Here is a 15,313-nt window from a genome sequence, read left to right on the forward strand (position 1 = left end):
CACGAATAAATTAAGCTGGAATAAAACAGTCTAAAGACTTGTTAAGCATTAAAAAAATGATAATAATCTACTATTGATGAAAATTATTCATGGATTGTATGCGAACTCTTCCTCCACTTAATGCATTGGTTGCTTTCGACGCCGTGGCTCGCCATCATCATGTCGCTAAGGCTGGCGACGAATTGGGCATTAGTCAAAGTGCGGTGAGTCATCGCTTAAGATTGCTTGAAGACTATTTGGGAGAATTGTTATTTGAAAAAGTTGGTCGCCAACTACAATTAACCGAGGCCGGACGTAGCTACTCCGTTGAGGTGGAACGGATTCTAAATGAACTCAGTCAGATTACCCGACAGGTAAAAGGAGAGGGGATCGCGCAATTGCGTTTAACCACCTATAGTTCCTTCGCGCTGAAGCGTCTGGTGCCGCTGTTACCCAGCTTTCGTGCTCGTCATCCCGAAATTGATTTACGTTTGCAAATGATTACCGAAGAACCGGTGTTATCGAGTAAAACTGGTGATTTGTTTATCTGTCTAGCGAAAAACGTGAAGGGTTATATCAGCCATCTATTGCATAAAGAGCGATTGGTGGCGGTTTGTTCGCCAGCTCTATATCAAGAAGTCGGTCATCAAAATTGGCGTCAAGATTTATTGAATTTCCCTTTATTATCTAGCGACTTAGATGATGAAATCAGCGAGTCAGGCGCAGACTGGATGGTTTGGTCTAAGGGGCTTGGTTTACAGCTGCCTAAGAAACAAGTTTTTCATAGCTTCAGCCATCAAGTTCTGGCCTTGGAAGCCGCAGAAAGTGGCCAAGGTATCGCTTTGGTGAGTGACTTTATGGTGGAGCAGGATATACGAGCGGGTAAGTTAGTTGACTTGCCGTTTGGTGGGGTAGAGACCGGTTATCATTTCTATTTATCTTACAAGCAGGCGCGTGGCAGAGAACAAGAGTTAAAACAAGTGGCCTCTTGGTTGATTGAAACTGCCGCGAGTCCGTTAGAGGTTTAACGGGGCGTCAATCCAACACTGGCTCGCTATACAATTCTGTGATCAATCCATGATTCTTTCAGGGCACCGATGAGGGTGATATTTTTTCCAAAACAGTCATGCTCGCACTAATCCATTAATAGTTTGATCAGCAATAGGCTCAGGCTATCCACAAAATTCAGCCGCAATATCGCAAATTCATCATTTCTTAATACTTGTTGCATGGTGGCCGAGGGGTGGCTGGTATGCCAACAGCCAATGATACTTTGGTATAGGAACATGACCTTGGTGAGTGCCTGCTGCTGGTTGAGTTGTGGCGACCAGTGCTGAAATAATTGGCAGAGTTGTTCAGCCAGTCGCTTCAGCTCGCGTTTAAAGGCGATGGCTTGTTCAATATTCTGTTGCTTTTCTAATACGGTATGCAAAATTGCAGAGAGATAGCAAAAACTCGGTCTGGCGGCGATGGTTTCAGCGAGAACTCGTGCTTGTAAGGGGTGGTTGGCGAGGCGTTGGATAGCAAGCAGTAACTGCGCTGCCTCGTCTAAATACAGTGCCATAAACAGACTTTCTTTGTTCTTAAAGTAGCGATATAGCGCCGGTTTCGATAACTGTAGTTGTTCGGCTAAGTGGCTTAACACCACCTGATCGTAACCATGCTCCGTGAGGGCTTGTTTGGCGGAGGCTAAGATCTGTTGGCGACGCTGTTGTTTTTGTTCGGGACTAATTGCGCGCTTTCTTATGCTGGTATTTACATCATTTTTTATCAAGTGTTGGTTCCTTTCACCTTTACATGGCTTACGCTTTTGTTGCTAATTTAACTTTGTTAACAATGCATTTTAACGACGGCAGAGAAAAGCAGCTGCCGCTTACCCAAACATTATCTTTTAGGTCTGCGTTGTACTCGCTGCGACAAGTGTGAGTCGCGCACAAGCAAGCGCCTGATTAGGTAGTGTTTTGCGATTTTGTTTACAGTCTAAGAATAAGTTACCCATAGAAACTTGCCAAACTATTTAGTAACTGCTATCTAAGTTACTCATGGTATCTTATTTTGTTGATCTGAGTTCAAGGTGAAATGATGATTGATTGGGAGCGAGGGTGAGTATTTCTCGGCGACAATTTTTGCAAGGTGCTACAGCCATCGCGGCGATGGCAGGCGGTGGCCAGTGGTTATTTGCTAGTTATCCCTTACGCTACCAAGCCAATCCCCAACTCGCGTTATCGGCGCAGCATCAACAGATCCTGCTGGCGTTGATCCCTGTGTTTGTGCAGGGGCAATTTAGTGACCAGGATGACCTCGCGATGCTGCGTATTTTAAATAATGTTGATGTTGCGATCAGTGGATTGGCTGCGCATAGTCGGGCTGAATTACACCAACTGTTGGACTTATTACAGTCGCGGGGCGGATGGTTATTACTCAGTGCTGGAAGTAGTCAGCTTAGTGAACTCAGCACTCAGCAAAAAATAGTCTTGTTGAGGACCTGGCAGATGCATTATTTGCAGCTATTACGCCAGACTTATCAAGGCTTACATGAGCTGATCATGGCGGCCTGTTATGGCGACCCCGAGGTTTGGCCTCTGTTGGCTTATCAATTACCAGCCCAAGTGAAGGGACTGTTTCATGATTAAAGATTGGATTGTCGAAGGGCTTGCCGACGGATGGTCACATCTTGATGGGGCAAGTTTGCAAGATAATCGTCAATTGGATTGTGATGTGTTGATCATTGGCAGTGGTGCTGGTGGTGGGATTAGCGCTCAGGTTATCGCAGAAGCGGGCTTCAAGGTTATTTTGGTTGATGAGGGACCGCTAAAAACGAGCCAAGATTTTAAAATGCAAGAGCGTCAAGCCTATCCCGATCTCTATCAGGAATCTGCCGCTCGTAAAACCAAAGATAAAGCGATTAGCATTTTTCAGGGACGCTGTGTTGGGGGGTCCACTACCGTAAATTGGACGACTTCGCTGCGAACCCCGGAATCCACGTTACTGCATTGGCAGCGGCGTTGGGGCATTCGTCAGTTAACATCCGAGAATTTACAGCCCTATTTTGAACAGGTTGAGCAGCAGTTAGGGATCCGTCCCTGGTTGGCCAATAATGCCAATAATGCGCTGTTAGCCAAGGGCTGTGAGGCGCTTGGTTGGTCTCATAAAGCGGTTCCGCGGAATGTCAGGCAGTGCTGGAATTTGGGGTACTGTGGGATGGGGTGCCCGACTAATGCAAAACAGTCGATGCTGGTGACCACCATCCCTGCAGCGCTTAATCTAGGGGCCAGTTTACTAAGCCGATTTCGGGTAGAAAGCTTAAATATTAAGCAACAACGGGTGCGGGGTGCAAGCTTACAAGCCTTAGATCAACAGCAACGTCCAAGGCAAATCGAAATTAAAGTGAATGCGCGACACGTGATCCTAGCAGCTGGTGCTATTGGTTCGCCAGCGATATTGTTGCGCTCAAAGGTGCCTGATCCGAATCAATTGATCGGTAAACGCACGTTTTTACATCCGAGTGTGATTAGTGGAGCCTTATTCGAACAGCCAGTATTAAGTCATCAAGGTGCGCCACAGTCCGTATATTCCGATCACTTTGTATGGCGTGATGGTGTAGAAGGGCGCTGTGGTTACAAATTGGAAGTACCACCGGTTCATCCGATTTTATTGGCCACCAAACTGACCGGCTTTGGCCGCTTTCATAGTGAAATGATGCAACAAATGAATCATCTACAAGTGACGATTGGATTGTTGCGGGATGGCTTTCATGAACAAAGTCACGGTGGGCAGGTTAAGCTGCGAGACGATGCTAGCCCGATGCTGGATTATCATCTGAGTGATTACCTGTGGGATGGTGCTAGGCGAGCGCTGCTGAGTATCGCTGAGTTACAATTTGCCGCCGGGGCTAAACAGGTTTACCCCTTACACGAACAAAGTCGGCAACTGAACAGTTGGACTGAGGCCCAGTCGTTTATCAAGCAATTGGCCATGCAGCCATTGGCCACTCGTTTGGCATCGGCACACGTGATGGGGGGATGTGCAATGGGGGGGGAAGCGGCATCGTCGGTGGTTGATGAAGATGGCAATTTTCGTCTCTTGGCTGGCTTGACTGTGATCGACGGTTCGGTTTTTCCAACCAGTTTAGGTGCAAATCCTCAGCTTACGATCTATGCCTTAGCTTTGCGGAATAGTCAGCGACTTGCCGCCAAGCTTGCGCTGAGTGTGCCCTGAATGGTGGGCGCTTGGTCTATGCTTGTTTCTCTTAAACCACTGCTCGGTACCACCTGAATAAACTATAAACCTGCGGTGGTCATCGTAATTGAGAAAGATAAGCAGAGTTAGTGTATTTACAAACTTAAGCGCCCACTGTTAGTCTAGGGATGTTAATCGAATGCTGTTTAATTTGTTTATCGATTCAAGCGTGTGTAGGTTGCCTGTTTTGGCCCTCGCGCTGCCCAGTATCAAGGAGACAGACAGCTATACTTGAAATACGTTCTAGAACATAGACTAAAGGCCTTATTTAATGTGGTTACAACGTTTGGTAAGACTTAAGGCTCGGCCTCGTGGCTTTCACTTAATTACCGAAGAGTTACTATTACAGCTACCAGAATTAAAGCAGTTTAATGTGGGGCTGTGTCATTTCTTGTTACAACATACCAGTGCGAGTTTAAGCTTGAATGAAAATGCCGATCCCAGTGTGCGGCATGATATAGAAGCTCATTTTAATCATATGGTGATTGAGAATGCGGGCTATTATCAGCATACTTATGAAGGTCCCGATGATATGCCTGCACATATAAAAAGTAGCTTATTAGGTTGCGAACTCACCTTGCCGATCAGCTCCGGAGAGCTTAACTTAGGTATTTGGCAAGGTATTTATTTAGGCGAACATCGTGAGCAAGGCGGTCGTCGGCAAATTGTGGTGACGATCAACGGTGAATAAGCTGAGTAAAGAACTCCAACGTGCTGAGTTACCCTCCTCGACATCTTGTTCATTCCTCAAACTGAAGATGGTGCGATGGACTTATTAGCGATCTTTATTTTTATGGCTATCGTGTTGTTTTTTTGGCGTCGCCGTAAAGACGCCGAGCGTGCGCAACATTTGATTAAGCAAAAATGTCAGCAGCTTGATTTGCAGCTACTCGATCTCAATTTTAAACAAGAAAAACCGCAAAAAATAGCTGGCCATTGGCGCTGGTGCCGCTGCTACCAATTTGAATTTTCTTCGACCGGAGAGAGCCGTTATCAGGCCTTGTTGATCATGGCTGGTAGCCAATATAAGTTTGATTTACCAGCCTATCGGATTGATGAATCCTTCGAACCCTTACATTAGTAAAGGTTGACCCTACAGTTGAATATATTTGGTGCTGTACTAATGAGCACTTAAAAAGTAGCTGAGTAGTGCGGAACCACCCGATATCGCACATAGCGTTAGTGAAAAGCTGCGCATCCATCGCTGTGGCAGTCGTTTACCGTAGCGCCTGCCACACCAAACGCCGGCTAAAGCCGCCGGAATTAAGGGTAAACTGGCTTGTAAGTGTTGCAGCGACATATAACCGATAGGCACTTGTACTAGCAGTGATAATAAACAGCTCACCACAAAAAATGCTGATAAGTTTGCGCGCAAATAGCCTGCTTGTTGATGCTGCAGTAACAATGCCATGGGCGGCCCACCAATGGAGCTGCTGGTGCCCATAAATCCAGACATAAAACCTGCGATCGCCATGCGCTTCGGAGTCGGGGCGAGGCGCACTGGTAATAAACTGATGGCCACCGCGATCAGTACCGATAAACCTAACCAAAAGCTTAAGCTGGCCAAGTCTGCCCAATAGAGTAAAGCGCCACCGGCAATTGTGCCAGGGATCCGACCGAGTATGGCTGCTTTTAAGCCATTCAATGAGATGCTGCTGCGATGCTCGACGGCGCTGAAGATGGAGATCACCAGCGCAACAATCACCACCGGACCGGGTACATAGATGGGCGAGAGCTGAAATAGTAATGGCGCGGCAATCACCGCCAAGCCAAAGCCAATTGTGTATTGGACCAACGAACCGATAAAGATCAGTAGGCAGGCCAGCAGGGTAATCACCAAAGTATTCCTTATTGATATTGGGCTAACAGGGCTTAGCCCGTGAGCGATTTCTCGATGGGTTTAGTTGAAGTTGCATAGTTGCTGCTGCTGGTGGCTCAGGGTGGCGAGTTCTATTACTCGAATCACATCACTGGCTTGTTGAGCGCTAATGGCCAGCGGTTCACCATGGAGCACTGCGGCGGCAAAGTTATCATAAAAGGCCGGATAATTGCCTTTGCTTAAGCTTTGATGCACGGTGGCTTGGTTGGCGAGATGAATTTCGCTACGATTTGAGTCTTTGCCAAAGTGTCGCGCCTTCGGTGACAGTCCCACCGTTAGTTGTTGTGCTTGCGGATCCATTCCCCATTTTGCGTAGGAGCCTCGATCGCCATGTAACTGAAAGCGAGGGCCTGGTTCAAGCATTAAAGAGTTGCAGCTTAACTGCACCTTTAACTCGGGATAGATTAAATGTAAGTCAAAGCTGTCGACACTCTTAGCTCCAGGGCGTTGCATGGCAAGATGAGCCCATAGTTGTTGGGGGGGGCCAAACAAACACAGTGCTTGATCAATCAGGTGGGCGCCTAAGTCATATAAAACACCGCCACCCTGAGGGTCGAGTTCTTTCCAGCGGGTTTTCACAACTGGCCGATAGCGGTGAAAATGGGCGCTATAGCTATGTAATTTCCCCAAGCGTTGTTGCTTGATGAGGCCTTGAATGGTGAGAAAGTCACTATCCCAACGGCGATTGTGAAATACACTTAAGTACTTTCCTGTCTGTTGGGCGACTTGTTGCAAACGCAAGCATTGTTGGCTATTCAGCGCCAGTGGCTTTTCGACAATCACGTGTTTACCTGCCAACATGGCCTGTTCTGCTTGTTCGGCATGTACCGAATTCGGGCTGGCTATCACTACAATGTCGACTTCAGGGTGGTCGATGACCTGTTGCGGATCAAGACACAGAACATGCGGGTAGCGCTCAGTAATCGAGGCCTGCTGCGAGCTGGCAATCGCGAACAGCTTAAGTTGTGGACAAGCTTGAATGAGCGGGGCGTGAAATACTCGCCCCGATAAACCAAAACCAATGATAGCAACGTTTAACATGACCGCTCCTGTTAGGGGGTAGACAAAGGAATGGTTGAGAGTTTAACTCGGTCAGGTTGCTGGCGTGTGACGCTGAGTAACCATAATTGTTTGCCATTACTGGCAATCGCTTGGGCCGTGTCTGGCTGTGCTAGCGCTGATATTTTTAGGACTTGACCGCTTTGTGGGTCAACTTTTAATAGACTGCTAAAGCGAGGACTCAGTATATACCAGTTGCCTTGATGCCAAGCCATACTGCCCAATTGGTATTCTTGTAGGCTTTGTTGTTGATTCGGATCTGCCATCACTAAGTCAAATGAGCTTGCTTGTTGGCCCTCGCGGTTGCCGCGATAACAACGTTTTAAGCCTTCTCGCTCGCAACTATACAATTGCTTGGTTTGGGAGTCCCATATCACGCCTGCCGTTTTATGGATCAGTCCGCCCTTGAGCCACTTCCGTTTATCGATAAACTTCCACTGTTCGCCGGCTTGGCTAAAGAATAGCAAACGTCCATCCGCAGAAATTGCCAGTAAGTGTTGATCAATCATGGTTAGGTCTGCAATGTCTCCGCTGGTGGGGAGTGGTACCAGTTCTGCGCGCTTGAGTTGGGGATTGAGATAAGCAAATTGAGCGGAGCCGTTCACCATGACGGTTTGTGGGGCAAGCGTGCCAATGAGCCACTGTTGTTTCTCTGTTTGCCAGAGCAGGCTGGCGGCATTAGGGATCCCAGTTAACTCGGCTTTTAGTTCTGGTTTAAGTGTTTCATCGGCTAAAGGACTGTGTTGAAAGTCACTGCTTGGCGGTGGAAATAGCACTAATCCAGCGAGTGTACCGAACATTAATAGGGCGATAAGGGCGATTACTTTAAGCATTGGCATCCTCGTGAATGCAGAGGGAATGAGATACCGCTTGAGTTGCCAAAAATTGGCAGTTTGGTCGAGGCTTGAGCGCCATTCGCTGAATCATGGTGTCGCAATTAACTCTTGGATTGTGGAGTAGCCACAACTATGCCGTTTGCTGAGGCGTTAGTAAATTGTTCATCAAAAATTCATGGTGTTTTTATAGGATTGTTGCAGCCTATGGATAGCTTTAATGGCATGAATGAGGAACGCAACATGAGCAGTTCTGAACAGAATTCTGGGCTGGAACAACCAGCCGACCAGCATAAATTAGTCAGCATAAAATGGCGTTTACCGCCGTTTCGAGTTTGTGACTGTTGGTCGATGAGTTCACCGTATCTCGGGATTTTAACTGACGATCGGCATTACTCGATTTCGGCCTAAGCGTTTTGCTTCGTAGAGTTGCGCATCGGCTGATTCGACAATCGCCTGTGATTTACTAATAGGGTTATATTCAGCAACACCAAAGGAGCAGGTGATGTTGTCGATGCGCTGGTGGGATCGGCGATCTTTAAGGCTAAGCTTTTCTATCGCGCGACGGACTGATTCGGCTAATTGCCTGGCCGAGCGTATATTCGATTTCGGACAGAGAATCGCAAACTCTTCGCCGCCGATACGATAGGCTTTAGCCCCGTCTCTACAGGCCTCTTGGATCCGTTTGGTCACGACTCTTAAAACTTGGTCTCCGAGAATGTGTCCGTAACTATCATTAAAGGCCTTGAAGTGATCGATATCGGCTAAAATGATGCAGAGTCCCTGCGGAGTCGTATCGTATAGCTGCTTAAAATCGGAATCGAAGGCTCGACGATTTAAAGCGCCAGTGAGGGCATCGTAGAGCGCTTCTTTTTCGGTTTCTTTTAGTTTGCTTTTTAAGTTTTCTATTTCAGCCTTGGCTTTACCCAATTGCGAATTAAAGAAATTGGTACTTTGACGAATATTGGCGGCATCCTCGACTAAGTTACGAACTAATCCGAGCACTTGCTCTAAGGGAACGCCATCTTCTTCAATACGATTGAGTTTGGCAAAGTTACGGTCGATATTGGACTGAAAAGTACTCGCATCACTGCCGGTATCAAGCATGGTTTGCGATAATTCGGTAGCCATGGCTTCCAAGTTAAGACGCATGCTCTCGATATTTAATTGATCTTGGCTGGCAATATGGTTTTGGTATAACACTTGGCTATTGGTGGTGGGGACTGTGTCATATTCACTAATTATTTCATCAATAGCGGCATTTAGTTCAGGATTTTGGTCATCGACATACAAATACCACAAGGCATAATTGTTGGGGGTGGCCGGGATCTGATACTTCATCATCAGTGGTACAGCTTTCTTTAAATTTAGAGTCGCTTTCTTAAATAGTTTTTGGCTCATAAGAGTTCCATCGATATTGAGACTGTCCCTGTTTGGTGATTGCGAAATGTAACGGAGAGTGCAACATACCCAAACCCAAGGCTATGATAACTGATTTACTGATCAACTATAGGTGATTTGATTAGCAATAATTGTGATTTAAATGCTTTGATGCGTAGATAAATGGAAGAGTATGACTATCTTGTCATCGCTCACCTATCGTTTAAGTCTTGGTCAATGAGCGCTTAAAACCATTTTTTAATTGCCAAGCATTACTCATTACAGCTTAGTTAACTTTACGCTATCACGAGGTTTTTTTTACTTAGAGGAGTTTTGCTGGGGGATAAGTAAAGTCAGCCCAGCAAGTTTGACTGGGCTGAAGTGCTTGATTATTTTGCGATCAAAATACGTAGCATTCTGCGCAATGGCTCTGCCGCGCCCCAGAGTAACTGATCACCGACAGTAAAAGCCGAGATATACTCTGGCCCCATACTGAGTTTGCGAATGCGGCCTACGGGAACACTGAGCGTGCCAGTGACCTTGGTTGGGGTGAGTTCTTCAACTGAAAGCTCTCGCTGGTTGGGGATCACTTTTACCCAATCGTTATGCTCGGCAAGAATTTGTTCGATCTCTGCCACAGGGAGGTCTTTTTTCAGTTTGATGGTCAGCGCTTGACTATGACAACGCATTGCGCCAATTCGCACACAGATCCCGTCGATGGGAGTCGCTTGCTCGCTGGTGCCTAAAATTTTGTTGGCTTCGACTTGTGCTTTCCATTCTTCTTTACTTTGGCCACTTGGTAGTGGGACGTCAATCCATGGGATTAAGCTACCCGCTAGTGGTACCCCAAATTGATCACTCGGGAAATCGTCGGCACGCATTTTCTCGGCAACTTTACGGTCGATGTCGAGGATCGCAGAGGCTGGGTCAGCTAGCTCTTCGGCAACATCATCACGAATAGCGCCCATTTGGCTGATTAATTCCCGCATGTTACGCGCACCAGCACCCGAAGCGGCTTGGTAAGTCATAGGGCTTACCCATTCGATCAGCTCTTTTTCAAATAAACCACCAATCGCCATGAGTAACAGTGACACTGTGCAGTTGCCACCCACGTAGGTTTTGATCCCTTTGTTGAGCGCTTGGTCAATCACATCGCGGTTAACTGGATCGAGTACAATGATGGCATCGTCTTCCATACGTAAGGCTGAAGCGGCATCAATCCAATAGCCATCCCAACCACTGGCGCGTAATTTGGGATACACAGCTTTGGTGTAATCTCCGCCTTGGCAGGTAATGATGGTATCCATGGTTTTTAGGCTGTCGATGTCAAAGGCATCGAGTAAGCTGGTCTTACCTGTACCGACATCCGGGCCGGCAATGCCAACTTGCGAAGTACTAAAAAAAACAGGGTCAATGTGGGCAAAATCGTTTTCTTCTCGCATACGTTGCATTAACACGGAACCCACCATACCGCGCCAACCAACCAAACCTACTCTCATGGCTTGCTTACATCCTTTATTTTATAATATTGAGTGTTTGCTATTTCGCCAAGACGCCGTCTTCACGAACTTTTGAGATTACCATTGGCAAGCGCTGAACACTAGGCCCGGTTGCGCTTTTGTGATTATTTTTACAGCAGTTTGTTTATATCGCGAAGGCTAGGTATGGGAAGCATGCCAATTCAAGCGAAGGGGGGGCGCACTCTCTGCGGTGGCCCGATACGTTTGATAATTCAGTTTTTACTTCTTGCTTCCCATTTTGAAAGAAAAACAGAGAAGGGTTTGCGTCACTTATTTAGACCTTTTTCGTGACTAAAACTATTTAATCCAAACCAAGCTTAAGCGTCAAAGTTCTACCAAGCCTCGCATCTCCAATAGATATCGGCAGTTTTAAGCTCGTTGATAACGAGCTCTGCGCTTAAGCAGAACCGCTGTAGGGAAAATTAACGACTTTAGATGATTGGCGAGGATCTTCACCGATGGTAATGGTTCGGGTGCGGCGTTTACCTTGGCTATAGCGATCGTAGCTGGCATCGCTGATCCCCATTTCTTGGCAAAACTCCACGAAGGTGGCAAAGTCTTTGGCTGTAAAGGCGCTATCGTTTCGAGTCAGTTGATTGTCAAAATACGCTTGAGTGCCGTTGAAGTTGATATTGGCACAGGCATCATAGGGCTGACCATATTCGCTAACTCTGATCGCTCGGACCATCTTAATTTCAAAAATCCAATCGCCAATGCGTAGGCAGCGCTGTTCAAACTGTTGCATAGTGGTCCCTATTATTTATTTTAAGCTAGACGAGCGGTTTAGAGGGGCTCGTGGTATAGGTCCTACAAAAGCATAAATTGAGCCAAATAATTTAATTATTACAAATCAATGGTTTAACTAATTACTGCTGGACATACTGTCGTGCTAAGGCGACAGGTGGTTTGGTGCTGTGTTAGCCAAGGGCTAATTTATTCTAGCGATTCAGATAAATCACATCGACATCAAATACTTACCAATAGATTGTGGCGCTTTTCTCATTGTCGCTATCTGGCGACAGTATAATTTTTAACTATCTCTGGCATTATAGGCGCAATTTATCGGATATTTATTGCTAGGATTGGCCCATTGATTAATTTTCGTGCGCTTGCTTCAATTCGTCGTCTGAGTTTTTGGGCTTTGGCTACTCTGGGGTTGCCGCTGTTATTGAGTTTGTTGTTAGCTTCTTACTATTTACAACAGGTCTCCATGCAGGGCCAACAAACTGCCTTTTTGGCCGCTGAGGTGGTTTCCAGTAGTAAACGTTTAGACGAGAACTTACTCGATTTAGAGCGTAGTGCCCGTCAATTTAGGGTATTAGCCGACGAGAATCTACTGAGTTTATACCAGGATCAATGGCAAAAGTTGTCGGGTGGATTGGTGGCCTTTCAGCAACAACATCATGACCCCGCGCTATTGAGTATTGTCGCGCAATTACAGCAGCAGTTAGTGAGTCTCGGTAAGTTAATGGCGCAACCGAAATCCAATGATAATAAGCAGTTAAATCGACAGTTTAATCGCTTGTCTGAATTAGGAAAGAGTTTCGATCAACGTAGTCAAATTTTGGTGAAAGAGCTCGCTCAACAACTGGAGCAAAGTACCCAATCGGCGCAACGGCGCTTGATGTTAAGTATGCTGGGGCTGCCCTTCGCTTTAGCTGCGGCGGTATTACTGGTGCTGGTTGTGACCCGACCGCTGCAACAACTGCGGCCGCAAATCGCGCGTCTTAAATCGGGTGAATTTGACCAAGCTATTAAAGTGAGTGGTGCCAGCGAAGTGATGGCTATCGCCGATGCTTTAGACGAGATGCGACTGCGTTTGCTTAGCTTAGAGCAGCAAAAAACCAGTTTTATTCGGCATATTTCCCATGAGCTCAAAACGCCTTTGGCGGCGATCCGTGAGGGTAATGAATTACTCTACGATAATAGTGCTGGGCCACTGAATGCGCAGCAACAGGAAATCACCGAAATTTTACGAGACAGTAGCTTACGACTACAACAGTTAATCGAGGCTTTACTCGATTTCAATTTACTATTGGATACGCCGCTGCAACAAGCTTCGCAAGGGGTTGATATTAGGGCGCTGGTGGAGCAGGTTCTCGCAAGTCATCGATTAAGTTTAAGTAGTCGTCAGTTAACGACTCAATTGGATATTCAGCAGCCAAGTGTTGTTGCAAATAAGGAGCAACTGCGGGTGATCGTTGACAATTTGTTGTCTAACGCGATTAAGTTCTCTCCCGATCATGGTCAAATAGTGTTGGGTTCTTTCGTGGGGTCTGCGGGGGTGAGCCTCTATATCGACGATCAAGGTCAAGGCATCGACGATGATTTGCAAAGCCGAATCTTTCAGCCTTTTGTGCAAGGGCCGGCAGCCAAAGATCCACGCCTTAAGGGCAGCGGTCTCGGTTTAACGATTGCCAAAGAATTGGTTGAACGACAACACGCACAGCTACGCTATCAGCGTTTAAGTCCAGGCAGCCGGTTTTTAGTCGAAGGATTACAAGGAAACCAACAGCATGAAAAGTAGTGCCAAGCTAGGTTTATTGGCTTTATTTACACTCGGTTTAACGGCTTGTCAGCTGTTACCTGAGGGGGAAAATCAGGTGGCGCTAGTTTGCGACGCCCAGTTGAGTATGAACGGTATTTTTACGCCCTCGGCCTATTATTTGCGCTTAGCGGAGATGAGCGATGATCAGATCTTCAATGAGTTAGAGATTTTATTGCAAGATCCACAGTTAGGTGATAATCCGGTAAAACTCGGCCTGTTATATGCTTATAAGAGATCACCGGTGAAAAATCCGCATCGAGCTCATGCAGCCTTGAGCCAGGCTTTTGCCAGCCAAGGCAGCTTTGCTCAGCAGGGGATGCTGCTGGCGCTAAATGATCAATTGAGTGATGCGCTAAAGTGGCAGCATAAATATGAAAATTTGGGCGCTAACCAAAAACAGCAACAGCTATTATTACAACAGCAAATTGCGGCATTAAAGATGCAACTAGATGAACTCACTCGAATTGAGCAGCAATTAAATGAACGAAATTAACCCACATGGCGGCAACCTTTTAGTTGTCGATGACGACCCTAGTTTATTGCGCCTGATTAGCTTGCGTTTGCAATCGGCTGGTTATCAGGTACGAGCGGTTGCCAGTGCCAAACAAGCTCTGGCCGAATTAGAAAGTTATCCGGCGGAATTGGTGATCAGTGACGTACGCATGGATGGCATGGACGGCTTAGCCTTGTTCAATGCCATTAAACAACGCTATCCCAGTCTGCCTGTAATGTTATTGACGGCTCATGGCAATATTCCGGATGCGATTGCCGCCACTCAACAAGGTGTATTTGGCTACTTAACCAAACCTTTTGACAGCCAAGAGTTATTAGCTAAGGTGGCCGAAGCGCTGCACTTACAGCAACCCGCAGGCGAGTCGGTTCGCAGTTGTGAGCCGCCAGCTTGGCGACAAGATATCATTAGTCGTAGTCCAGTAATGGAGGTGTTGCTCAAGCAAATTCAGCAAGTGGCACCGAGTGATGTGAATATCATGATCCAAGGTGAAAGTGGTTCGGGTAAAGAATTGCTGGCTAAGGCGATTCACTATGCAAGCTCGCGCAGCCAAGGCCCTTTTGTTGCGGTGAATTGTGCAGCCATTCCCGAGGGTTTATTTGAGTCGGAACTATTTGGTCATGTGAAAGGGGCCTTTAGTGGCGCAGCTCATGCGCACAATGGTTTGTTTCAGGCGGCTCAGGGCGGCACCTTGTTTTTGGACGAAATTGCCGATACTCCCTTAAGTGTGCAGGTGAAGTTATTGCGAGCTTTGCAAGAACGCGAAGTGCGCCCGGTGGGATCGACGAAACATGTTGCGGTGGATGTGCGCATTGTTTCGGCAACTCACCAAGATCTTTATCAGGCGGTACAGCAACAGCAGTTTCGGGAAGATTTATACTACCGACTCAATGTGGTGGAATTAGACCTACCGCCTCTGGCGAAACGTCAGGAAGATATTCCCCTGTTGGTGCATCATTTCAGTCAGCAAATTGCCGACCGACAAGGTGTGGCGGTTAAAACCTATTCGCCCGATGCGATGGCCAGTTTGGTGGCGGCGCGTTGGCCGGGCAATGTTCGCCAGCTGATGAATGTGGTAGAGCAAACCAATGCCTTATCCACGGGGCCGTTGATCCCTGTGCAACTGGTGCAGCGAGCACTGCGTGAAAAAGCTGAGTTAGTCAGCTTTTCGCAGGCCAGAGATGAATTTGAACGAAGTTATTTAGCCCGCCTCTTGCGCCTTACTCAGGGGAATGTGAGTCAGGCGGCAAGGTTAGCGATGCGTAATCGCACGGAATTTTATAAATTGCTGGAACGTCACCACCTACGCCCCGAATCGTTTCGCGCTTAATCAATCAAAGTGTCATTGCTTGCCGCACTTCGCGC

15 protein-coding genes are annotated in these 15,313 nt (G+C 47.0%); 8 read left to right on the forward strand and 7 right to left on the reverse strand.

What is annotated here, in order from left to right; genetic code table 11:
* Positions 1-98: 98 nt before the first annotated feature.
* Positions 99-1,007 carry a LysR substrate-binding domain-containing protein gene (locus tag ACRRSX_RS00175; protein ID WP_432455222.1) on the forward strand — a complete coding sequence of 303 codons (909 nt, stop codon included), beginning with the start codon at positions 99-101 and terminating at the stop codon, positions 1,005-1,007.
* Positions 1,008-1,114: 107 nt separating this feature from the next.
* Here the strand turns inward: ACRRSX_RS00175 and ACRRSX_RS00180 are convergent, their stop codons facing one another.
* Positions 1,115-1,753 carry a TetR family transcriptional regulator gene (locus ACRRSX_RS00180; RefSeq protein ID WP_432455221.1) on the reverse strand — a complete coding sequence of 213 codons (639 nt, stop codon included), beginning with the start codon at positions 1,751-1,753 and terminating at the stop codon, positions 1,115-1,117.
* A 328-nt stretch (positions 1,754-2,081) separates the two neighbouring features.
* On the opposite strand from ACRRSX_RS00180, the gene ACRRSX_RS00185 reads away from it, so the two are divergent.
* The 4 genes from ACRRSX_RS00185 (at position 2,082) to ACRRSX_RS00200 (ending at position 5,299) form a co-directional block, all read left to right on the forward strand.
* The gene (locus ACRRSX_RS00185; RefSeq protein ID WP_432455220.1) at positions 2,082-2,612 is read left to right on the forward strand and encodes a twin-arginine translocation signal domain-containing protein; all 531 of its coding nucleotides are present in this window, start codon (positions 2,082-2,084) and stop codon (positions 2,610-2,612) included.
* Entirely contained in the window at positions 2,605-4,197 is a 1,593-nt protein-coding gene (locus ACRRSX_RS00190) for a GMC family oxidoreductase N-terminal domain-containing protein (protein WP_432455219.1), read from the forward strand. Before ACRRSX_RS00185 ends, ACRRSX_RS00190 begins: the two co-directional genes overlap by 8 nt.
* Positions 4,198-4,489: 292 nt before the next feature.
* A complete protein-coding gene (locus ACRRSX_RS00195; protein ID WP_432455218.1) occupies positions 4,490-4,909 on the forward strand; it encodes a secondary thiamine-phosphate synthase enzyme YjbQ in 420 nt (139 codons plus the stop codon).
* Positions 4,910-4,984: 75 nt separating this feature from the next.
* On the forward strand, positions 4,985-5,299 hold the full coding sequence (locus ACRRSX_RS00200) for a DUF3301 domain-containing protein (protein ID WP_432455217.1): 315 nt from the start codon (positions 4,985-4,987) through the stop codon (positions 5,297-5,299).
* Between the two features lie 39 nt (positions 5,300-5,338).
* Here ACRRSX_RS00200 and ACRRSX_RS00205 read toward each other — a convergent pair whose 3' ends face one another.
* The 6 genes from ACRRSX_RS00205 to ACRRSX_RS00230 form a co-directional block, all read right to left on the reverse strand.
* Positions 5,339-6,055 carry a sulfite exporter TauE/SafE family protein gene (locus ACRRSX_RS00205; RefSeq protein ID WP_432455216.1) on the reverse strand — a complete coding sequence of 239 codons (717 nt, stop codon included), beginning with the start codon at positions 6,053-6,055 and terminating at the stop codon, positions 5,339-5,341.
* A 63-nt stretch (positions 6,056-6,118) separates the two neighbouring features.
* Complete coding sequence (locus ACRRSX_RS00210; protein WP_432455215.1) at positions 6,119-7,138, reverse strand: Gfo/Idh/MocA family oxidoreductase; 1,020 nt, start codon at positions 7,136-7,138, stop codon at positions 6,119-6,121.
* An 11-nt stretch (positions 7,139-7,149) separates the two neighbouring features.
* The gene (locus ACRRSX_RS00215; protein ID WP_432455214.1) at positions 7,150-7,989 is read right to left on the reverse strand and encodes a hypothetical protein; all 840 of its coding nucleotides are present in this window, start codon (positions 7,987-7,989) and stop codon (positions 7,150-7,152) included.
* Between the two features lie 375 nt (positions 7,990-8,364).
* Positions 8,365-9,390: a GGDEF domain-containing protein gene (locus tag ACRRSX_RS00220; protein ID WP_432455213.1), complete on the reverse strand. Its 1,026-nt coding sequence runs from the start codon at positions 9,388-9,390 to the stop codon at positions 8,365-8,367.
* A gap of 368 nt (positions 9,391-9,758) precedes the next feature.
* A complete protein-coding gene (asd, locus tag ACRRSX_RS00225) occupies positions 9,759-10,868 on the reverse strand; it encodes an aspartate-semialdehyde dehydrogenase (protein WP_432455212.1) in 1,110 nt (369 codons plus the stop codon).
* Between the two features lie 418 nt (positions 10,869-11,286).
* Positions 11,287-11,634 (reverse strand): hypothetical protein, encoded by a 348-nt coding sequence (locus ACRRSX_RS00230; protein WP_432455211.1) that lies wholly within the window; start codon positions 11,632-11,634, stop codon positions 11,287-11,289.
* 345 nt (positions 11,635-11,979) lie between these two features.
* Between ACRRSX_RS00230 and ACRRSX_RS00235 the strand changes: the two genes are divergently transcribed.
* From ACRRSX_RS00235 to ACRRSX_RS00245, 3 genes are read left to right on the forward strand one after another with little or no spacing between them, the layout of a single operon-like run.
* Complete coding sequence (locus tag ACRRSX_RS00235; protein WP_432455210.1) at positions 11,980-13,416, forward strand: ATP-binding protein; 1,437 nt, start codon at positions 11,980-11,982, stop codon at positions 13,414-13,416.
* Positions 13,406-13,930, forward strand: coding sequence for a hypothetical protein (locus ACRRSX_RS00240; RefSeq protein ID WP_432455209.1), 525 nt, complete (start codon positions 13,406-13,408; stop codon positions 13,928-13,930). Before ACRRSX_RS00235 ends, ACRRSX_RS00240 begins: the two co-directional genes overlap by 11 nt.
* A complete protein-coding gene (locus ACRRSX_RS00245) occupies positions 13,917-15,278 on the forward strand; it encodes a sigma 54-interacting transcriptional regulator (protein ID WP_432455208.1) in 1,362 nt (453 codons plus the stop codon). The genes ACRRSX_RS00240 and ACRRSX_RS00245 overlap by 14 nt, the downstream gene beginning before the upstream one ends.
* Positions 15,279-15,313 lie beyond the last annotated feature (35 nt).

The sequence above is a fragment of the Agarivorans sp. QJM3NY_30 genome (genome assembly GCF_050870855.2).
Classification (GTDB): domain Bacteria; phylum Pseudomonadota; class Gammaproteobacteria; order Enterobacterales; family Celerinatantimonadaceae; genus Agarivorans.